This is a genomic window from Acetobacterium bakii (assembly GCF_001263355.1).
Taxonomy (GTDB): domain Bacteria; phylum Bacillota; class Clostridia; order Eubacteriales; family Eubacteriaceae; genus Acetobacterium; species Acetobacterium bakii.
Genome location: NZ_LGYO01000065.1, coordinates 8,409 through 30,410, shown reverse-complemented (window position 1 = coordinate 30,410; position 22,002 = coordinate 8,409). Strand labels below are relative to the sequence as shown.

Here is a 22,002-nt window from a genome sequence, read left to right as displayed (position 1 = left end):
AAATTGTTTTCGCGAAGGCAATGAGCCAATCACAAGCTTGCTTGTAGTTGGCGACTGTCCGCGAGCCAGAAGAAATTCGCTTAGCGATTTCTTCTGGTTGTGGAAACCGCTCGTAAAGCTATAAATGTTCGATATTTATGAGTTTCACAATTACTTGAGATGATTTTACGTGTTTGCAACATTATTTCGAATTTATTTTTTTCCCATGGATATGGATTTTTTGGCACAGGCGTCAACCGCAGATATGACGGCATCTCGAAATCCCTTGGCTTCTAAAACACGGACGGCTTCAATGGTGGTTCCGCCGGGAGTGCAGATCTGATCTTTTAATTTTCCTGGATGTTCGCCGGATTCAAGCACCAGCTTTGCAGCACCCAAAACGGCCTGGGCAGATAGGCGGTAGGCCTGGTCTCTTGGAAAGCCGTGGAGCACGCCGCCATCCGCCATGGCTTCAATGAGCAGCATAGTATAGGCCGGAGCTGAACTGGCAATTCCCGGAACAACCTCCATGAGTTTTTCGCTGATGATTTCCACCTTTCCAAAACTTTCAAAAATGGCCACTATATCCAGGATATCTTCCTGGTTCATGCGATCATCAGGGCAAATAGTAGAATCGGATTCCCCCACAAATGCCGGAGTGCTGGGTTGGGTTCTGATAACTTTTACATTTTCTCCCACCAGACCTTTAATATCATTAAAACTTACTCCTACAGCAATGGAAATAATAATTACCGATGATTGAATGCTTTGGGCTATTTCTTTTAATACCTTAGCATACAAAAATGGTTTAACAGCTAAAACCAGATAATCAGCCTTATTTGCCACTTCTTTATTTGAACTGAGGACAGTTATTCCATATTTCTGTGCCAGCATTCCCCGGGGCCCTTCCATGGGATCATAAACAAGAATGTTTTCTGCTGGGAATAAGTCACTTTTGATTAATCCCCCAATCATTGCACTTGCCATGTTGCCGCAACCAATAAATCCAATTATATTTTTCATTCTAACTCCTCAATTAACATATTATTTAAGATACCCTATCTTTTTCTTTATAATATTATTTTAGACCTTTATTTCGTTGGATGCAATTTTTAATTGAAAAAACCCACTAATTCTTAAAGGATTAATGGGTCAAAGTATTCATATACCTTAATTTATATTTCCGGCTCCGGGGGTTCGGCTTTTCCGGACCTTACCTTTGAAAAAGAAAAGATCAGTAAGGCCATCCAAATAAAGCTGAATCCGAACAAATTAGCCATGTTAAAGGTTTCCTTGTACAGAAATATTCCCAGAAAAAGCATCATCGTCGGGGTGATATACTGGAGAAATCCCAGCAACGAAAATGAAATTTCCTGGATGCCCTTTGCATAGAGAAGCAAGGGAATGGCCGTGACCACCCCTGCCAGAATTGCCAGACTTGTGACTAAAGGATCCCCCAGGCTGATGACCCCTTCCCCATGACGTTCCAGATAAATAATGGCTCCCAGGGCAAAGGGGGTAACCACTGCCGTTTCCAAAATCAGGGAAACAATGGGACTGGCATTAAGCTTTTTCTTGAAGACCCCATACAAGGCAAAGGTTATGGCCAGCACCATTGCCACAACCGGAAACTTCCCGAATTGGATGGTGATGAATAGAACCCCGAATAATGCCAAACCGATGGATGCCATTTCCAATCGATTGAATTTTTCTCCAAAGAACAGAAAACTAAAGAGCACCACCACCAGCGGATTAATATAATAACCCAGACTGGCATCAACGATGTAATTTGCATTCACCGCCCAAATAAAGGTGTACCAATTAAGGGACACCAGTAATCCGCACAGAACGGAATATCCCAGTCGTTTTTTATCCATTATGATGGTTTTTATTTCCGGCCATTTATGGGTGAAGCCCACAAAGATCCCACAGAAAACAAAGGACCAGAAAATACGTGAAGATATAATATACAAGGGTGAAACCGCACCAAGCGATTTCCAGTAAATCGGGAGGATTCCCCATAAAACATATGCCATCATGGCGCTGAAAATACTCTTTTGCATGGATGCCCTCCTCTATCCTTTTATTTTAGCTAATTGCGAAAGTACCGTAAGCTTTACGGTCAGTTTCGCAAACACCTATTTATTTAATTAAAATTTGGCAATATCAGTTCGGTATTGGGCGCCTTCGAAGTGAATTTTACCAATATTATTGTAGACGGTTTGTCTTGCCGCTTCTCGGGTTTCTCCCAGGGCGGTGACGCACAGCACCCGGCCGCCGTTGGTTTGAAGTTCGCCGTTTACCAGTTTGGTGCCGGCGTGGAAAACCACGCAATCTCTGACATCTTCGATGCCGGTGATGACTTTTCCCTTTTCATAGATTCCGGGATAACCACCGGATGCAATGACCACGCAAACCGCTTCCTGTTTTTTCCATTTGATTTCGCATTTGGCGAGGCTGCCGTCAATAACAGCTTCCATAATGTCCACCAAATCCGAGTCCATGCGCATCAGCACACTTTGGGCTTCGGGATCGCCAAAACGGACGTTGAATTCCAGCACCTTGGGGATGCCATTTTCAATCATCAGTCCGATGAAGAGAATGCCCTTGAAGTTCATTTGATCCGCAATCAAACCGTCGATGATGGGCGTAAGAATAGTTTCCTGGATGCGCTTATTCAAGTCATCATCATCAAATAAAACGTTTGGCGAATAGGTTCCCATTCCCCCGGTATTCAAACCTTTATCCCCATCGTAGGCTCGTTTGTAATCCTGGGCGCTTTCCATTGGGACAATGGTTTTGCCATCCACAAAACAAAGCATGGAGGCTTCCTGGCCGGTGAGAAACTCTTCGATGACAACCTTGTCGCCGGCTTCGCCAAATTCGTGTTTTTCCATGATCAGCTCAATGCCGTCTCTGGCATCCTGTTCATTTTCAACAATCAGAACCCCTTTACCGGCGGCTAAGCCATCGGCTTTTATCACCATGGGATAACCATAAATGCCGAGATCCTTGAGGATTTCATGAACATCAGTGTATTCCTTGTAGGCCGCTGTGGGAATGCTATGACGAAACAGAAACTCTTTGGTAAAGGCTTTGCTGCCTTCAAACTGGGCGCACTGGGCATTGGGTCCAAAAACCCTCAGGCCTTCGGCTTCAAAGGCATCCACCATTCCCAGGACAAGGGGCACTTCGGGACCGACCACCGTTAAATCAATGGCATGTTCCTTGGCAAAGGCCAAACAGCCGGGAATATCATCCACCGATAGTGCCACACATTCTGCCAAATCCGCCATACCACCATTGCCCGGGGCTGCGTAAATTTTTTCCACACGAGGGCTTTGAGCCATTTTCCAGGTCAGAACGTGTTCACGTCCCCCGGAGCCAATTATTAAAATTTTCATCAATTTCTCCTTGTTTATCATATCTGGGTACAGTCATTTATTATTGATCTATTAATATAAAATTCGCAGGGGCGCAATACCCCTACGAACTGATGCGATACGTTTGAAATAAAGCTAAAGGTTAATGTAACATCAACCCTGGTTTTGGCCCGTAGGGATGATTATTAATCGCCCGCAAACGTCTAGTGTTTAAAGTGACGCATGCCGGTGAAGACCATGGCGATGCCGGCTACATCACAAGCTTTGATGGAATCTTCATCCCGTCCCGCTCCGCCGGGTTGGATAATAGCAGTGATGCCGGCAACGGCTGCGGCTTTCACGCAATCATCAAATGGGAAAAACGCATCCGAAGCCATTACTGATCCGATAACAGTTTCCTTAGCCTGACGAATAGCATTTTCAAGGGCCCCAATACGGTTCACCTGTCCTGGTCCATTGGCAATAAGGCATTTGTTTTTGGTCAGGCTGATGGCGTTGGATTTCGTATTTTTAACGGCTTTCCAGGCAAAGAGGAGTTCTGCCATTTCTTCTTCGGTTGGCTGTCGTTTGGTAACAACTTTTAACGCATCATATAGCTGGGTATCCCGTTCCTGGACCAACAGACCGCCCATGACCTTTTTAACATCATAGCCCGGTTCGTTAAAGGTGATGTCCTGCAAATCCAGTAATCTCAGGTTTGGTTTCGCAGCGAAAATTTCCAGAGCTTCTTTGGTAAAGCCCGGGGCAACCACTACTTCCAGAAAGGTTTCGATCATCAGTTTGGCTGCAAGGGCATCAATTTCACGATTGGATGCGATGATCCCTCCATAAATAGAGACGGGATCGCTGTCATAGGCTTTTTTGTAGGCAACTGAAATTTCATTGTCACTGGCTATCCCACAGGGGTTGGCATGCTTCACCGCAACAATGGTAGGCTCATCACCGTATTCTTTGAGAATTTCCAGGGCACCGTTGGTGTCGTTAATATTATTGTAGGATAATTCTTTTCCCTGAAGCTGTTTCGCTGAGGTAAGAGCCCCTTTGACCGGCACAACATCAGCATAAAAAGCGGCCTTCTGATGCGGATTTTCACCGTATCTCAGGTCCTGAACTTTTTCAAAGGTCATGGTAATGGTGTCCTGTAATACCTCACCTTTGGCTGTTTTTCTTAGATAGTCGGCAATCATGGTGTCATAATGGGAGGTTGTTTCAAAAACTTTAAGAGCCAGACGATAGCGTGTTTCAACATGGGTTTTGCCCTGGGCTTCCAGCTCAGAAAGTACCACTGGGTAATCATCTGGATCCACAATCACGGTAACATCATTAAAGTTTTTAGCCGCTGAACGCAGCATAGTGGGACCGCCAATGTCGATGTTTTCAATGGCATCTTCAAAAACAACGCCCTCTTTTAAAATAGTGTTTTTAAAGGGATAGAGATTGATAACGAGCAAATCAATGGGGGTAATATCCAAATCCGCCATTTGTTTCTGATGATCGGGATTGTTGCGGATGCCTAAAATACCGCCGTGAATTTTAGGATGCAGGGTTTTTACACGGCCATCCAGGCATTCCGGAAACCCGGTGACGTCAGAAACTCCGATGATGTCCAGGCCTGCGGCTCTCAGAGCCTTGGCGGTTCCCCCGGTGGACAGGATTTCCCAACCCATTTCAGCTAATTTCTGTGCAAATTCAACAATACCTGTTTTATTGGATACACTTATTAATGCTCTCATTTTTTCCTCCATAATTTTAAATTACAAGTTACCATCTATCTTCGAAGTTTTGTTTGGTTTGATATGTTTATTGTGTGGCATTTTTTTTGTTTATTTCAACCGTTTTTTGACAATCCGGCCGTGGACTTCAAATTCATCCAGGCAAATGGCTTTTATCACCGCTGGCAAAAGCTGGTGTTCAACTGCTAAAACCTTTATCTGAATGGATTCAGGCGTATCATCATCTGCCACCTTAACGGCTTCCTGGGCAATGATGGGTCCCCCATCAGCCACTTCGGTCACAAAATGAACTGTGGCGCCGGTGACTTTCACGCCATAATCAATCACTGCGTTGTGGACATGCATGCCGTAAAAGCCTTCCCCGCAAAAAGAGGGAATCAGGGCCGGGTGAATGTTTACCATGGCGTTTGGAAAGGCATCAATTAAATTCGGGGTAATGAGTTTCATATAGCCCGCCAAAACCACCAGCTCCACACCATAAGAATTTAACAGCTCAAGCAATTTTTGATTATAATCTTCACTGCCGGTTGATTTTTTGGGGTCCAGAAAAACAGCGGGAATACCTGCTGTTTTTCCGCGGGTGAGTCCATGGGCATCCGCGTTATTGGAAACAACCACCACAATTTCGCCGTAAACCTTGTGGATCTCATCAATCAGTCGCTGAAAATTGCTGCCACCGCCGGAAACCAATACCCCTATCTTTTTTAAAGACATAGGTTGATTTTTTCGGCGCCTTTAATGACGGTGCCGAGGATCACCGGTTTTTCGCCTTTTTCTTCCAATCCCTTAACAAAAACACTGACTTGATCCGCAGGTAAAACCGCCACGATGCCGATTCCCATATTAAAGGTTGAGAACATTTCCCGAGCGGAAATTTTTCCGGCTTCCTGGATGAAATTAAAAATCGGCAGGGTTTTAATCACCTTGGCATCAACCTTGGCACAAAGGTCGTCAGGCATCATCCGGGGAATGTTTTCATAAAATCCGCCGCCGGTAACATGACTCATACCCTTAACCCCACAAGGTTTAATGAGATCAGCCAGTGCTTTTACATAGATCTTAGTAGGAGTTAACAGTGCTTCGCCCAAAGTCATGCCGAGATCTTCAACAAAGGTATGGACGTCCATGGACAGATCCTTGAACAATACCTTGCGAATCAGTGAGAAACCATTGGAGTGAACCCCTGAAGAAGGCAAACCAACCAAAACATCCCCTTCGGCAATGGTGGCACCGGTAACAATGTCTTCTTTTTCAACAACACCCACGGCAAAACCCGCCAGGTCGTACTCGTCCAGGGAATACATATCCGGCATTTCAGCGGTTTCCCCGCCAATCAGGGCCATGTTTCCCTGGATACAACCCTCAGCAATGCCCTTGACAATGGTGGCAATTTTTTCAGGATAATTTTTTCCGCAGGCAATATAGTCTAAAAAGAACATCGGCTGGGCACCCTGACATAAAATATCATTCACACACATAGCCACACAGTCAATGCCGATGGTATCGTGCTTATCCATCATGAAGGCCAGCTTAAGCTTGGTGCCCACACCGTCGGTACCAGAAACCAGTACCGGTTTTTTATATCCTTCCGGAAGTTCAAACAATCCCCCGAATCCTCCCAAATGGGAAAGCACCTGGGAATTAAAGGTTCTCTGAACATCCGCTTTCATAAGCTGAACGGATTTATAACCGGCTTCAACATCGACGCCGGCTTCACGGTAAGCATCCGCTTTTATTTGATTATCTGACATATTTCCTCCATATATTTTAATTGTTTGTTATCATTCTAAAGGCAAAAGCAAAACCTTAATACCTTGATTTTTGTATAGAACAGACATCAAGGATTGCAGCACTTTCACAATTACTTATTCGTTGGCACTGAGAACCGGAACTTCCATTGGGTATTCACCGTCGAAACAGGCCCGACAGAAGTGGGTTTTTCCGCCGACGGACTCGGTGAGCCCATCAAGAGAAATATACGCCAGGCTATCAGCACCAAGAATTTCCCGGATTTCCTCAACAGATTTTCGGGATCCGATCAGGTATTTTCGACGGGGAGTGTCAATTCCAAAGTAGCAGCTATAGGCAACCGGTGGACTGGTCACCCGAAAGTGGACTTCTTTGGCGCCGGCTTTTTTCAATATTTCAACCAAACGTTTTGATGTGGTTCCGCGAACAATGGAATCATCGATGATTACAACCCGTTTGTCTTTAATAGTTTCTTTTAAAGGATTTAGTTTAATCCGAACCCCTTCTTCTCTGAGCTTTTGATTGGGCTGAATAAAGGTCCGTCCAATGTACTTGTTTTTAATGAGGCCAACCCCATAAGGAATTCCCGAAGCCTCGGCATAGCCAATGGCAGCGCCGATTCCGGAATCCGGAACACCAATAACCACGTCTGCTTCAACCGGACTTTCTTTGGCAAGAATTTCCCCGGCTTTATGACGTGCCGCATAAACAGAGATTTCGTCCATTACCGAATCCGGTCGGGCAAAATAAATAATTTCGAAAATACAGGATTTCTTTTTTACCCAGTTGTTTTGTCCATAACTGGTAAGACCATTTTCATCAATAACCACAATTTCTCCAGGTTCAACATCTCTCACAAGCTCAGCACCAGCGGCGTCAAGAGCACAGCTTTCAGAAGCCAGGAAATAATCATCATCTTTTTTACCAATACAAAGGGGTCGTAAACCATAGGGATCGCGAACCCCAACCAGTTTGTCGCCAATGGTAATGACCAGCGCATAGGCGCCCTTGATTATTTCAACCATCCGCTGGATGGCTTCAATCATGCCGTGGCGAAGACCACGGGCAAGAATGTTTACCATAACTTCGGTGTCAATCGTGGTCTGAAAAACCACACCGGAATCTTCAAGCATGTTACGCAGGGCCTTGTCATTAACCAGATTACCATTATGAGCCAAAGCGATTTGACCGGTACTGTGGTTAACAGTTAATGGCTGGGCATTGGTGACCCCATCATCACCGGAGGTGGAATATCGCACATGGCCGATACCAATATTTCCTTTTAACTGTTTTAAAATATTTCCTTTAAACGCATCACTCACCAGACCGACTTCTTTGTGAGACGTAATTTTCCCCTCTTTATTAGCAGCAATTCCAGCGCTCTCCTGACCTCTGTGTTGAAGGGCATACAAACCATAGTAAATATAAGAGGCTGCATTCACTTCATGGTTTTTTAGATAAACCCCCATTATGCCACATTCATCACGAAATTTGTCATTCATCATTGGTATATTATTTCCTTCCGGGTTTCGTTTATAAATTTGTTTTCCTGGTACTATTTAAGCCTTGACACGTTTTAACATTTCCACATAGGCTTCTTCAACATTTCCAAGGTTTCTTCTGAAACGGTCCTTATCCAATTTTTCATTGGTTTTGACATCCCAGAAACGACAGGTGTCCGGTGATATTTCATCTGCCAGAACAATTTGACCGTCAGCAGTTTTACCAAATTCAATTTTGAAATCAACAAGGTTAATACCTTTTTCAAGAAAATAAGCTTTTAGAATGTCATTGATCTTAAAGGTCATATCCCGAATCACTTCAATGTCTTCTTTTGTGGCTAATTTCATGGCGATAACATGGTAATCATTGATCATTGGATCACCGAAATCGTCATTTTTATAGCAGAATTCAAAAATAGGGGCCTCCAATTTCAAGCCTTCTTCCAAACCAAGACGCTTGCAGATAGAACCAGCCGCAGTATTTCGAATGATCACTTCCAGTGGGAAAATAGTAACTGCTTTTACCAATTGTTCGGATTCTGACAAAAGTTTAATAAAATGGGTTGGAATTCCCTGTTTTTCAAGCATGGTGAAAATCAGTTCGGTCATTTTATTGTTGATCACGCCTTTACCGCCGATGCTGCCTTTTTTCTCGCCGTTAAAAGCGGTGGCATCATCTTTATATTCGATAATGAATTCATTGGGATCATCTGTTTTATACACTTTTTTAGCTTTGCCTTCATACAATTGTTCTAATTTTTCCATCTTAATCTCCTTGGTTTTTTATTTAATTTATGATGTGAATGCTTTCTGGTGTCTGCTTAAAGGATTTCCTGAACCTTTTCGTTTTTGGCCACAACCTCGTCATTTAATAAAATCTTGTAGGCTTTCATTTTTTCCCGAATTTCCGGATATTTAATGGACAGCATCTGAGCCGCCAATATGCCGGCATTTTCCGCGCCGTTAACAGCTACGGTAGCCACCGGAACCCCGGCGGGCATCTGGACAATGGACAACAGAGAATCAAGTCCTCCCTGGAAGGAAGTTTGAATGGGAATTCCGATTACCGGCAATGGTGTAATGCCGGCAATCACCCCGGGAAGATGGGCAGCCTTTCCGGCAGCTCCGATAATCACTTCAATGCCGCGTTCTTCAGCGGTAGTGGCATACTCAAATATTTTTTGAGGATTGCGATGGGCAGAAATAACCTGGACATCATACTCAATTCCAAATCTTTCCAGAGCAATTAAACATTTTTTTACCACATCAAAATCGGAATCGCTTCCCATGATGACGGCAACTTTTGGTGTATCCAACATTAATAATCTCCTTTTAGTATGAATTTTCTTGATTTTCTATATGTGCGTTTATTTGAAATAGTCCACGCCGGCTTTGAAGATCTCCTGATCCATGTTGCCGGGAATATTTTTGTACAGGCCTTTTCCGATTCGCTCGGAATGGCCCATTTTTCCAAAGATCCGGCCATCCAAACTGGTAATACCTTCAACCGCCATCACCGAGCCATTAGGATTAAAGGCACCGTTCAATGTCGCTTTTCCTTCAAAATCCACATATTGGGTGGCAATCTGGCCATTTTCGATTAAGTTTTTTAGAACCGCATCGCTGGCGACAAAGCGCCCCTCACCATGAGACATCGGAATCCGGTGAATATCCCCGACCTGGGTGTTGACCAACCAAGGGGAAATGGTGGACGCAATCCGTGTCATGGGAATGGTTGAAATATGACGACCAATGGTATTAAAGGTTAAGGTCGGCATGTCTGCGGTGATATCGCAAATTTCTCCGTTTGGCACCAGACCCAGTTTAATAAGAGCCTGGAAGCCATTGCAGATACCGAGGACCAAACCGTCCCGATTATTGATCAAATCCATAACGGCGTCCATCATGCGGGGGTTTCTGAAAACGGAAGCAATGAATTTACCGGAACCGTCAGGTTGATCTCCGGCACTGAAACCTCCGGGAATCATGATGATCTGAGATTCAGTGATATGTTTGACCATATCGTCAATGGACTCCGTAATGGCCTGAACCGATTGATTTCTGAAAATAGTGGTTACCGGTTTCCCACCAGCATTTTCAAAGGCCTTTGCAGAATCATACTCGCAATTGGTGCCCGGGAAAACCGGAATAAATACCTGGGGTTTACGAAACATCGGTGATGATTTCTTGGGGTTTGGGTTCGTGTAACTCAGGGTTTCCACTGTTCCGGTCACATCCGCTTTTTGAGGGTAAACCTCACGAAGCGGAGCTTCCCAGGCTTCAGCCAGGTCAGACAAATCAATTTCTTCTTTATTGGAAATGATTTTACCCTTGCAGTTGGTTATGCCAACAATGGTCGCCCCATCAAGAATGGTCTTGCTTTCAACCAGAATACTGCCGAATAAAGGTGCAAAAAGGTATTCCTGATCCATATCCGAAACCAGGGTGATGCCAATCCCATTGCCAAAAGCCATTTTCGTCATGGCCACCGCAATCCCGCCGAGGCCAATGGTTTTGGCACTGAGGACATGGCCATCTTTTGCATGTGCTTGAATTATTTCATAAAGATCTTTGATTCCATCCAAATCAGGAATGCCATTGTCGCCCATGGGTAATTCAAATAATTGAAGAATGGATTTTTCGGTTTTAAGATCACTGGTGAGAATCTGGTGTATATTGCCTGTTGTCACCGCAAAGGAAATCAGGGTTGGCGGTACGGTAAGCTCTTCGAAGGTCCCGGACATACTGTCTTTACCGCCGATGGCTGGTGTTCCCATAGCTTTCTGAACCCGATGGGCACCTAATAGTGCTGCAAAAGGACGACCCCATTTAACGGGATCCTTTCCCAGTCGTTCAAAATATTCCTGGAAACTGAGACGGGCCTTTTTATAATTCCCTCCCAGAGCAACTAATTTTGACAATGACTCAATGACACTCATCATGCCGCCAAGAAATGGGCTTTCCTTGGCAATTCCCGGGTTGTACCCAAAGGTCATCATACTACAGGTAGTGGTATCGCCATGGATCATAGGAATTTTTGCCACCATACCATCCATTGGCGATAACGCGTTTTTCCCGCCGTAGGGCATGGTAACCGTGCCGGCGCCAATGGTGGAATCAAACATTTCCGCCAAACCCCGCTGGCTGGCAACATTTAAATCCTTAAGGGTTTCAAATAATTTCTCACCAATGGTAACTTTATTCATTTCCAGGGATACCGTTTGTTGGTGAGGTTCTTCTATGACAATTTCGGTAAATTGAGGAGCGCCATTGGTATCTAAAAAGTGTCGGGATAAATTAAGGATTTCAGCCCCACGCCATTTCATAATCAGACGACCGGTGTCAGTAACCAAAGCTACCGGGGTGACTTCCAGGTTTTCGGCGTTACCCATTTCGATAAAGGTTTCAACATCCTTGGGTTCAACTACCACGGCCATCCGTTCCTGGGATTCTGAAATGGCCAGTTCGGTGCCATCCAGTCCTTCATATTTCTTGGGAACCTTATCTAAATTTATTTCCAGACTATCCGCTAATTCGCCAATGGCAACCGAAACGCCTCCGGCACCAAAGTCATTACACCGCTTAATCAGCAAGGCCAATTCTTTGTTTCTAAATAAGCGTTGGATTTTTCGCTCTTCAACCGGATTCCCTTTTTGGACTTCCGCACCGCTTTTTTTAATGGATTCTTCAGTGTGTGCCTTGGAGGAACCGGTTGCGCCACCGCAGCCATCCCGCCCGGTGCGTCCACCGACTAACAAAACCACATCCCCTGGGGTCGGCCGTTCCCGGCGCACATTTTCCTTGGGTGCAGCAGCAATCACTGCTCCGACTTCCATGCGTTTCGCCAAAAAACCCGGATCATAGACTTCCACAACCTGTCCGGTTGCAAGCCCAATCTGGTTTCCGTAGGAGCTGTAGCCATGGGCTGCTTCGGTGGAAATTTTACGCTGTGGCAGTTTTCCGGGAATAGTGTCCTCAATGGGAACCCTGGGATCCCAGGCGCCGGTAACCCGCATGGCCTGGTAAACATAGCTTCGTCCTGAAAGCGGATCCCGAATGGCACCTCCCAAACAGGTGGCAGCACCCCCAAAGGGTTCGATTTCGGTAGGATGATTATGGGTTTCGTTTTTAAACATCAACAGCCATTCTTCATCCACGCCATCATGATCCACAGTCATTTCGATACTGCAGGCATTAATTTCTTCGGATTCATCCAGATCCTGGATGAGATCCCGTTTTTTAAGAACTTTTGTTCCAATGACAGCCAGATCCATAAGGGACATAGGACGATCGGTATTTTCGCCATAAACCTCAAGACGAGAATCCCGGTACTCTTCATAAGCGAGGCCTATTTCTCTGGAAAGCGGATCTGCTCCATTAAAAGAAACCTTTTTAATGTGGGTTTGGAATGTTGTGTGTCGGCAATGATCCGACCAGTATGTATCGATAACCTTAAGTTCGGTAATGGTTGGATTACGTTCTTCATCTGTCTTAAAATATTCCTGAACGAAAACAATATCTTCGTTCGCCATGGCAAAACCCTGAGCAATTCTTAATTTCTCGAGATCAGAAGGACTAAGTTCTATAAATGACTCTAAAAAAGAAATATCGTCGGGTTCCCGTATTATGTCACCCAGGGATACAAAGTTTTCCAATGTGGTTTCTTCTGAATCAACGGGGTTAATCATATATTTTTTAATTCGATTAAATGCCTCTTGACTAATCACGCCCTGGAGAACGACAATTTTAGCTACCTTAATCAGCGGACGATTCCCTGAAAGGATTTGAACGCATTGAACAGCCGAATCCGCATGCTGATCGTACTGTCCGGGTAAATAGGCGATCGCAAAGACCATATCTTTTTCACCAATAGAAATAGACGCTTCGCTGACCTGATCGACGTTGGGTTCGGATAGAATCGTGCTGACGACCTGACCAAAAACATCCTCGGCCACATCTTCCATATCATACCGATAGAGGATACGAACCTTATTCAGATCCTCTATCTTTAATATTTTCTGAAATGATACAAGGAGCGACTGGGCTTCAATATCAAACCCCTGTTTTTTTTCTACAAAAATTCGTTTGATCACATTTATTCCACCTTTTTTTTATGATACTACCATTTTACTATTTCCGAACGATTATTTCAATACAATTTAAAACGTTCGGATTATTTTTTTCCTTTTTCTTAATTTATCTTTAAATTAAGAGTGTATTTGTAGGATAATGAGGTATGATAGAATCATACTAATTTAACGCGAGGTACATTATGAAAATTATCCATTTACATCACAGCGGTTTTTTAATTCAATTTGATGATAAAACACTCATCTTTGATTGTTTTACAAAAATCCCCAACAATTTTATGCGTAAAGGCATTCCTCATTATTTTTTTGTAACCCATGGCCACAGCGACCATTTCTCACGGGATATTTTGAATGTTGAAAAAGAATTTCAACCCACCTATATTTTCAGTGATGATATTCCGGAAATGCACACTCCCAGGAATTATCGCATGGCACCCTATCAGCATATGTCCCTGGGTGGCCTGGATATCAAGACCTTCGGGTCCACAGATCTTGGCGTCTCTTTTTATATTGCCGCCAACAACCATCGCATCTTTCATGCCGGTGATCTTAACTGGTGGGATTGGGACACGACCCTACGACCTGACATTGATCCCGCTCAGGAAGAAAAAGATTTTAAAGCCGAGCTGGCACGAATGAAAGGCCTTCCCATGGAATTTGCTTTCATTCCCGTTGATCCCCGACTGGGCGATTCTTTTTACAAAGCCGGGGAATATTTCATCCAGGAATTTCACCCGAAGGTTTTGATTCCCATGCATTTTAGGGATGATTTTTCCATTATTGAAAAATTCAAAACCAAGGTTGAACCCACCGACACCCTCATTCCTGATTTTCGGGGGCGCAATATTACATTGAAAACTTCATGGCTCGACCAATTTTAAATAAAAAACTATTTAATTACATAAACAAGGGGATCCAGTCGCCGCAATACGACTGGATCCCCTTGTTTATTCAGTGCATTAACACAAAAAAAACTAAAACCGATTCCACATTTTCATTTGCAGAACCGGCCTCAGCTATAAATCTCTGTTAGCATTTTTTTGGACTCACCCCTTTCATTCTATCATTTCAAAAATCTTCTTTTTCATTTTTCCAATGTAAACTTAGCACTTAACTGCTGGAGATTATCTTACTTTAAAACCGGGATTTTCTTTGTTCATACCAACTCATTCGAAAATTGTTTTGTAATAATTTGGGGAATCATTTTACAATCAAAGACTTATTTCAAATTCAGATACGGATTTTCTACCAATCTGTGAAACACAATTCTTGATCTTAAAAACTTACCGTTTAAATTAATCTACAGTTCAAACCATCTGTCGAGTTCTTTCCCAATTCTTTTAATTTCAGAGAGATCTGTTCTTTCGTCTAAATCTTTCTCCTTAAATTTAAATCATCAAATCGTTATCATGTTAAATATTCATTTTAACAGATTACTTTTTTCCTTAAATTTATTGGTTCGTTAAGAGATTGTTCACTTTTCAATGATCGAAATCATTGAATTTAGAAAAAGATTAAGTTGATCTTTGATTTAACTAGAGTATATCACACTGTTTCCAAATGTACATAGTTTTTTTGTAAACGTTTGTAACTATTTTGTGAAGCAAACAGAAGAGCCTTTACATTTTTGTGATCTTTCTGATACCCCGAATCAATCGATTCTAATTTGATGCCGGATTCTGATTGCTTTTTAGGGACAGGCATCCATACTACTTACTGCACCAATTGCTCCGAGAATCATCAAAAGGACTGATCCCCTGGTATTTCAAACAAAATACCAGGGGATCGCGGTTATCCAACAGAAAATCTGATTCATTAGCAGATTAATTTAACATGATCCTTTCTATCTACCGGATATCCTCTGACGATATTTAAAACTTCTTCTTCCAGAGATTCTTTGAATTCCAGAATATCTTTGTCATAAATAAAATCCCAGCCAAGAAAACGAATCGGTTTGTCCTGATAATCCTGATTGTTCACCGCCGGATTAAAGGATGCAAACGCCGCATCCGCCCAAAATTGTCCGAGTTCCGGTCCGGTCAAAAAGTCGATCAGCTCACTTGCATGAGCCATTTTTACTTTCTTAACTGTCATAAACAGTGGGAAAAGGGGTGAACCATCACTGGGCCATATCACTTCAATATTCTTTCTGTTTTTAAGTAAATGTCCAAACATCTCCGGAATGACACCAATGGGCGGCAGATTTTTTTTGCCCTTTCCGGCTTCTTTTACTACCTGAGAAAAATGCCGGCATTCTTTAATCGCCTTTGCAAAGATTAACGTCGCTTCTTTTCCGTATTGCTCATACACATTCATCACAACAGACATATCGCAGGACGCATCGCCATGTCCATGAATCGAAATCTTTTTTTCGTAAATCGGATCCAATAAATCTTTGAAACTCCGGGGAATCGGCAAATCTGGTTCAATGGATTTGTCAAAAATGATTACTGGGAAACTTGCTCCCAGCATGGAATACGTTTCTTTGGGATCTTTGTAATCAAATCTTTCAAAAAAGGAATGTGGTTTTGAATTTTTCAATGCATCCGTAAAAATTCCCATTTCCTGAAATTTCTTAAAATTGGGAGCAAACAGACTCTTAAAATCACAGGCAAGGATAACATCCGGATAACGGTTCGGATCTTCCACCCATTCCAGGGCTTCCATATAAGCCTTCGGATTATCGGAGTTCCCCATAGGATAATGGATTTTTATGTCATGGGATTGATTGTAATTCATCACAAATTCTTTAACTGCTTCCGTCGTTTCCACCTTAATGGGACAGGATGGGAAGGTCATTAAATTAATACAGCCCTCTTTGTAAAAATCAGAGGAATCGATTATCTCTTTATAAGGGTTCATTAGTGTTGCTCCTTCGTTGGCTCAGAGGTTTTATGAAAAACAATCCACAAGCCCGAATCATCTTCTTTTACCGTAAACTGCTTAACAATCGTTTTTTTCAATAAGTTTTCGTAGTCGTCTGCACATCCTTTTCGCATAGCGGCCTTCACCAGCCATTGGTCATCGATGGCCAGCATTTTCTGGTCCACCATGTCCTTTAATTTCTGATTACCAAATCCGCCGCCTAAATAAGCGGTGCCCCCCATTTTTAAAACCCTGAAAATTTCATTGATTGCTTTGACCTTGTCCTGCCAAAAGAACAAAGACCCTCTACTGGTTACCAGGTCAAAAGACTCATTGGGATAGGGAATTTCTTCAACATTTCCATACTTCACGAAGACCCGGTCTTCCAACAATGCCTCGTTGATATTTTTCTTTGCTATCTCAAGAGCATTCTGATCCATATCGTATAAACAGACCTGCATCTTTGACTGCCTGGCGATGGATAAACCAACATATCCCGGACCGCTTCCCACATCCAGGCAGGTGCCCTCGCTTATGCCCTTTCGCTCTGCCAATATTTGCTGTGCAATTACCGGATAGATGGGATAAAAAATATTTTTCGAAATCTGATCAAATTCGGTTGCTTTTGTCTGCATATTTATCCACCTTTCGTTTCTATTTTTCCACACTTCTTGAGAGTAACTCGTCGAGTTGAGCATCGCTTAAATCATAATCATAAAATAGTTTATAAAATTCCTTAGTTTCTTTGCGTATGTCATAGTTAAATATTTCAGGATACAAAACTTGGGCTGTCCATTTTATGCCCATTATCATATTGGCTGAGGGTGGTCTGTCAAACCAGCTATAGGGTTCACAGGGCACTTCATAAATAGCTCCGCTCTTAATGGCACGTAAATCTTTCAATACGGAATCCGACTGCATATTGTCATAGGCAGCACCGTCTGCAACATCGCCCGCATCAAGACCGGCAATAATCAAATCCGGATCCCAGGTGATAATTTGTTCCGGTGATACTTCTGCCCGTCCATATCCGCCAGTTATCTGGACATCGGCAACGTTGATCCCAGCCAACATATCCAGAACCTGGGTATGACTTGAACCTGCGGGATCAGTTAACAGACCCTTGGCGCCTTCTGCGTAATAAACCCGGATCTTATCTTCTTCTTTAATATTGGCAACCTTTGCCTTCGCTTCGTTGATCGTAACATTAATATATGCTGCCAGTTTATTAGTTCTGCCGGTTTGATTCAATAAATCGCCTAAAAAATTATAGGAATCCGCCATTGTATCCAAATTAACTTCAGCAAATACAACTGGAATTCCCAATTGCTTTTGAAGATCATCTGAAAAAGTGATGGTTTCATCACTGATGGTTCCGGCATTAATAATAATATCGGGTTTTGCCTTGGCAATTTCTTCGAGATTGCCCGTATAACCTTTACCATACCATCCCCCCAGAACCGGAAGACTAGTATAGTTTGAAGTCAGGTATTCTTTTTCCACATCACTGGCTTCGTAATTCAAACCGGCAATCAAATCCGGAGAAATAGTATAAACCATTATTTGACCCACGGGACTTGTGCAATAGACAGAATCTATTTCAGTCGGAACCTCAACAACTCTCCCTGCCATATCCGTGATTGTTTTTGTTTTCACACTTCCCTGAGCACTGGTCTGACTGCACCCATTGGCAAGCAGCATAAAAACAATCAGAATGATCACAGCCAACGACATCTTTCTTTTGAAACCTCTTTCCATTTCTAACTCCTTCTCTCTTTTTATTATTACTGTATAAAAGCCCGTTTGTCTAATTGCTTTTATGCCATTAACCTAAATTAATTCCAATGCTTTAACATCTATTTTTAACATGGCACACAGATACTGGATAAAAGCTGTTTTTTTCCAGTGGAAATTTTTACGTCTACATCATAAATATCTTTTAATAGTTGACTCGTCATAATTTCCTGGGGATTCCCAATTTTTGTAAGATTTCCTTTATGAAAAACCATCACCTGATCACCATAATGGAGAACCTGATCCGGTGAGTGAGTTGTTATTACAATGGCATAGTTGTCATCTCGCAAACGTCCGATATGTTCCATCACCTTCATTTGATTCCCAAAATCCAAATTAGATGTCGGTTCGTCCATAATGAGAATAGGCGCATCCTGGGTGAGTGCTCGGGCAATCAACACCATCTGACGTTCGCCCCCACTGATTTGGGTATAATGACGCTCCCCTAAATGACTGATCTTCAGAATTTCCAAGGCTTCCCAGGCCTTTTGATAATCATGATTTTCAGGTCTGGCATTTTTACCCATATGAGCGATCCGTCCCATTACAACCACATCGATGACATTAAATGCAAAGGCCATTTGATGGGCTTGAGGAACATACGCCATTTTTTTTGCCAGGGATTGGCGGCTCATATCTTCCATTCGTTGATCCCCAAATATTATTTTTCCATCAATGGCTTTTAATAATCCCAGCAGTGTTTTGAAAAACGTTGTTTTTCCTACCCCATTCGGACCAAAGAGAAAAAGAATTTCCCCTTCTGATAAGTTAAATGACACATTCTCAACTATGACTTCTTTTTTATAACCACAACACAGATTTTCGACTTTCAATAACATTACCAATCACCTCTCGTTTTAAATAATAAGTAAATAAAAAATGGCGTTCCAATCAGCGATGTTAAAATACTGAGCGGTATTTCAACACTAAACAACGTTCTTGAAATATTATCAATCACCAGCAAATAGATGCCACCACATAACATCGATGCCGGAATCAACAACCGATTGTCCGGCCCGATGGCCATCCGGACAAGATGTGGAATGATTAAACCAACCCAGCCGATGATGCCGCTAATGGCAACACAGGCCGAAGTGATAATGGTACTGCAAATAATAACCGTTATTTTAAGCTTTTCTGTATGGATACCCAGAGCCATAGCTTCTTCTTCGCCAAAAGCCATGGCATTGAGCTTCCACCCAATGAACAGAAGAGGAATTGATCCCAGAATAACCGGAACAGCCAAAAATAAAAGATCCTTTAATTGAATCAGGGCCAGGCTACCCATTAACCAGAAAGTAATGGCCTGAAGAGCATCATTGGGATCCGCCAAATATTTCACACAGGAAATGAATGATTTAAAAAGGGTTCCGATGACCATTCCCGACAAAATAAGAACGAGGGTATTTTGACTGCTTCTTCGCGCCGCGGAGCTTAAAAAATAAGTTGACATCACTGCAATGATACCAAATGCAAAAGCCATGACCTCAACCTTCCAACTGGCCATACCAATTAAGAGTCCCAGAGAAGCCCCAAAGGCCGCCCCGGAGGTCACCCCTAAAATATCCGCAGAAACCATGGGGTTTCGAAATAAAGCTTGAAAAACAGCCCCTGAAATCGATAATGCCCCTCCAATCAGTACCGCCGCTAATACCCGGGGCAAACGGATTTCGAAGATAACCTTGGAAACAAAGGCATCGATGTTCTGGTTTTGTCCGGTGATCTTTTCTAAAGATAATTGATACAGCTGATAAAAGCTGATTTGATACCGACCAAGTGTTAACGAAAAAATAATGGTCGCCACTAATGCAATGATTAAAACACCCATGATTATATTTTCTCTATTTTGAGAATATTTTTTCATGGGTTCTTTCTGGGGCATCAATACTTGTCTGGTATACATTTGCGATGTGTCATTTTTCCCAGTTGCATCCTTTGACCTCCTTTTCCAATAGTATAATTTCCAAAAACAGAGGATTATTGTATTACCCCATTGCAACCATAATCCCATTTTTTAACAACAGCTATTTATAGATAACTTACACATTTAGTCAAGCTTTATGTTTTTGACATTACCCATATGGTAATCCCTGCCGATCATAGTTTCACCTAAACAATAGGAACATAAAGCCGCTGGCATGGTAAACCGCAATTTCATATCATCCAGCGATTCATAGTCATTGGCCTCTAAGAAAAGTTTTCCCAGTTCAGCTGCACCCTGACCGGTAATCCCATTAATGTGGAGAATTTTCGCTTTGGGATTCACGCGTTTAACATTGAATGCAAATACCTCCCGTTCAGCCTGGGATACGATATCCCCCTTCGTGATCACCACAATATCAGCAAACTTCAGCATCGGTCCGATTTTTTTAGGCGTATGATAACCGCTAAGGTTATCGATTACGCAAACCGACAATATTTCCTTAATATGCGGTGAACAGCGATTGCACAGACCCGCACTTTCGGTGACGAGGATGTCAACCTTTTCTTTTAACGCCCAATGAAAGCAGGTATCAATATTATTCACGAAATAATGATCCGGACACAGACTTCCGGATAAACCCAATTTTGTTTTGATCCCTTTTTTTTCATAATACTGTTCATCCGCCGTCGAAAGGCAGTCAAACTTAATCACCGCCAGTTCAACGGACCGTTTTCCAAACGCTTCGAAGGTTTTTCCGATTACACTGGTTTTTCCGGATGACGGAGGCCCAGCAACAGTTATCAATCTCATTTGCTTTCCACCTTTTTTTACTATTCTGAATAAATCATTTCACCATTACGCAGGGCATTTCGAATGGTCAGCATTTCCTGATCCATGGCTTCCAGTTTTTTCAGAACTTTTTTCTCGGCCTCATTACTTTCAATGATTTGATGCATCCCACCGTTTTTGATCACCAATCGCCGGTTGGCCATCAGCGCTAAAACCGGATCATGGGTCGCAATCATAATGATTTTTTCGGTTTTAACCAATAAATCCAGAGCCTTCCGTCGGTCGATCCCCGCGTTTTCAATTTCATCAATAAGGACAATGGGAGACTTACAAAGAAAGGCCACATCCACAATCATCAGTGCTCTGGATTGTCCGCCGCTTAATGCCGTTAAAGGGGTTTCCCGGGTGAAGGGCTCTCCGGCCAGAGCATTGGCCTGGTTTATGACCGCTTCGATTACCCCATCAATCTGTTGAATGTTGCGGCTCTGTGCATGCATTTCAATAAATTCCTCGACATTTGCATCCATAACAAAATTCATATTTTGGGATAGCTGAGAAATCAATTTTTCTTCAAAGCAATAACGTTGAGCGTCATCCGGTAAAGCCCCATTAATAACGATCCACCGTCCCGTTGGCGTATCCCCACGGGCTAGCCATTCAATATCCCCTAACAAACGACTTTTGCCTGAACCCGTTGGCCCGACAATAGAGACAATTTCCCCGGGTTTCAGTAAAATATCAATGGCTTCTTTCTCACCATCCTTATTGAATCCCCCTTTAATGAGGATGGAATTCACCCGAACCCCCGGTTCTTCCACCAACTGCAGATGTGCCGCCTCATAACCTGCCACAAGCATTTCTTTGTTAGTGCCCATGTCTTCCAGGATATCGTCATCCATCAACGCCATATATCGATCCATGGATTGATTTTTCTCAAGAAGCTCAAATCCCATCTCGGTTAAAAAATCATAAGGTTCTATAAAATGTTTTTCACACTGCATCCAATCACCTGCCAATCTCTGGATTCTCAACCATATTGTAATTCTCTTTCATTGTTTTTAGTCATGTTTTGTCGTGTTTTGATTCGTTTATACTCACGATTATAGCATCTGCTCCAAAATGAGTCAATCCTCACTGGAAAATTAATTGTCATTGTATTTAATTAAAACACTGGATCAAAAAACAATCATCGCT

18 protein-coding genes are annotated in these 22,002 nt (G+C 42.8%); 1 reads left to right on the top strand and 17 read right to left on the bottom strand.

Annotation, left to right across the window (positions count from 1 at the left end):
* Positions 1-192: 192 nt before the first annotated feature.
* From proC to AKG39_RS17985, 10 genes are all read right to left on the bottom strand, one after another.
* Positions 193-1,002: a pyrroline-5-carboxylate reductase gene (gene proC / locus AKG39_RS18030; RefSeq protein WP_050741797.1), complete on the bottom strand. Its 810-nt coding sequence runs from the start codon at positions 1,000-1,002 to the stop codon at positions 193-195.
* A gap of 152 nt (positions 1,003-1,154) precedes the next feature.
* Positions 1,155-2,042, bottom strand: coding sequence for an EamA family transporter RarD (gene rarD / locus AKG39_RS18025; protein ID WP_050741796.1), 888 nt, complete (start codon positions 2,040-2,042; stop codon positions 1,155-1,157).
* Between the two features lie 87 nt (positions 2,043-2,129).
* A complete protein-coding gene (gene purD / locus AKG39_RS18020) occupies positions 2,130-3,383 on the bottom strand; it encodes a phosphoribosylamine--glycine ligase (protein WP_050741795.1) in 1,254 nt (417 codons plus the stop codon).
* A 182-nt stretch (positions 3,384-3,565) separates the two neighbouring features.
* On the bottom strand, positions 3,566-5,095 hold the full coding sequence (gene purH / locus AKG39_RS18015) for a bifunctional phosphoribosylaminoimidazolecarboxamide formyltransferase/IMP cyclohydrolase (protein ID WP_050741794.1): 1,530 nt from the start codon (positions 5,093-5,095) through the stop codon (positions 3,566-3,568).
* Between the two features lie 90 nt (positions 5,096-5,185).
* Positions 5,186-5,809: a phosphoribosylglycinamide formyltransferase gene (purN, locus tag AKG39_RS18010; protein WP_050741793.1), complete on the bottom strand. Its 624-nt coding sequence runs from the start codon at positions 5,807-5,809 to the stop codon at positions 5,186-5,188.
* Entirely contained in the window at positions 5,800-6,846 is a 1,047-nt protein-coding gene (gene purM, locus AKG39_RS18005; RefSeq protein WP_050741792.1) for a phosphoribosylformylglycinamidine cyclo-ligase, read from the bottom strand. The genes purN and purM overlap by 10 nt, the downstream gene beginning before the upstream one ends.
* A 114-nt stretch (positions 6,847-6,960) precedes the next feature.
* Positions 6,961-8,349 carry an amidophosphoribosyltransferase gene (gene purF, locus AKG39_RS18000; RefSeq protein WP_050741791.1) on the bottom strand — a complete coding sequence of 463 codons (1,389 nt, stop codon included), beginning with the start codon at positions 8,347-8,349 and terminating at the stop codon, positions 6,961-6,963.
* A 54-nt stretch (positions 8,350-8,403) separates the two neighbouring features.
* Positions 8,404-9,111 carry a phosphoribosylaminoimidazolesuccinocarboxamide synthase gene (purC, locus tag AKG39_RS17995; protein WP_050741790.1) on the bottom strand — a complete coding sequence of 236 codons (708 nt, stop codon included), beginning with the start codon at positions 9,109-9,111 and terminating at the stop codon, positions 8,404-8,406.
* A gap of 56 nt (positions 9,112-9,167) precedes the next feature.
* A complete protein-coding gene (gene purE / locus AKG39_RS17990; RefSeq protein ID WP_050741789.1) occupies positions 9,168-9,665 on the bottom strand; it encodes a 5-(carboxyamino)imidazole ribonucleotide mutase in 498 nt (165 codons plus the stop codon).
* 48 nt (positions 9,666-9,713) lie between these two features.
* Entirely contained in the window at positions 9,714-13,439 is a 3,726-nt protein-coding gene (locus AKG39_RS17985) for a phosphoribosylformylglycinamidine synthase (protein ID WP_115028298.1), read from the bottom strand.
* Between the two features lie 179 nt (positions 13,440-13,618).
* Here AKG39_RS17985 and AKG39_RS17980 point away from each other — a divergent pair, with 179 nt between their 5' ends.
* Positions 13,619-14,317: an MBL fold metallo-hydrolase gene (locus AKG39_RS17980; protein ID WP_050741787.1), complete on the top strand. Its 699-nt coding sequence runs from the start codon at positions 13,619-13,621 to the stop codon at positions 14,315-14,317.
* A gap of 934 nt (positions 14,318-15,251) precedes the next feature.
* On the opposite strand, the gene AKG39_RS17975 is transcribed toward AKG39_RS17980, so the two are convergent.
* The 7 genes from AKG39_RS17975 to AKG39_RS17945 form a co-directional block, all read right to left on the bottom strand.
* Positions 15,252-16,298 (bottom strand): ABC transporter substrate-binding protein, encoded by a 1,047-nt coding sequence (locus AKG39_RS17975; RefSeq protein ID WP_050741786.1) that lies wholly within the window; start codon positions 16,296-16,298, stop codon positions 15,252-15,254.
* Complete coding sequence (locus AKG39_RS17970; RefSeq protein WP_050741785.1) at positions 16,298-16,936, bottom strand: class I SAM-dependent methyltransferase; 639 nt, start codon at positions 16,934-16,936, stop codon at positions 16,298-16,300. The genes AKG39_RS17975 and AKG39_RS17970 overlap by 1 nt, the downstream gene beginning before the upstream one ends.
* Before the next feature lie 19 nt (positions 16,937-16,955).
* Entirely contained in the window at positions 16,956-18,059 is a 1,104-nt protein-coding gene (locus AKG39_RS17965) for an ABC transporter substrate-binding protein (protein WP_050741784.1), read from the bottom strand.
* A gap of 104 nt (positions 18,060-18,163) precedes the next feature.
* Positions 18,164-18,934, bottom strand: coding sequence for an ABC transporter ATP-binding protein (locus tag AKG39_RS17960; protein ID WP_050741783.1), 771 nt, complete (start codon positions 18,932-18,934; stop codon positions 18,164-18,166).
* Positions 18,934-19,998: a FecCD family ABC transporter permease gene (locus AKG39_RS17955; protein ID WP_242852665.1), complete on the bottom strand. Its 1,065-nt coding sequence runs from the start codon at positions 19,996-19,998 to the stop codon at positions 18,934-18,936. Before AKG39_RS17955 ends, AKG39_RS17960 begins: the two co-directional genes overlap by 1 nt.
* 144 nt (positions 19,999-20,142) lie before the next feature.
* Positions 20,143-20,829: a GTP-binding protein gene (locus tag AKG39_RS17950; protein WP_050741782.1), complete on the bottom strand. Its 687-nt coding sequence runs from the start codon at positions 20,827-20,829 to the stop codon at positions 20,143-20,145.
* Positions 20,830-20,849: 20 nt separating this feature from the next.
* Positions 20,850-21,809 carry an ATP-binding cassette domain-containing protein gene (locus tag AKG39_RS17945; protein WP_050741781.1) on the bottom strand — a complete coding sequence of 320 codons (960 nt, stop codon included), beginning with the start codon at positions 21,807-21,809 and terminating at the stop codon, positions 20,850-20,852.
* Positions 21,810-22,002: the final 193 nt, after the last annotated feature.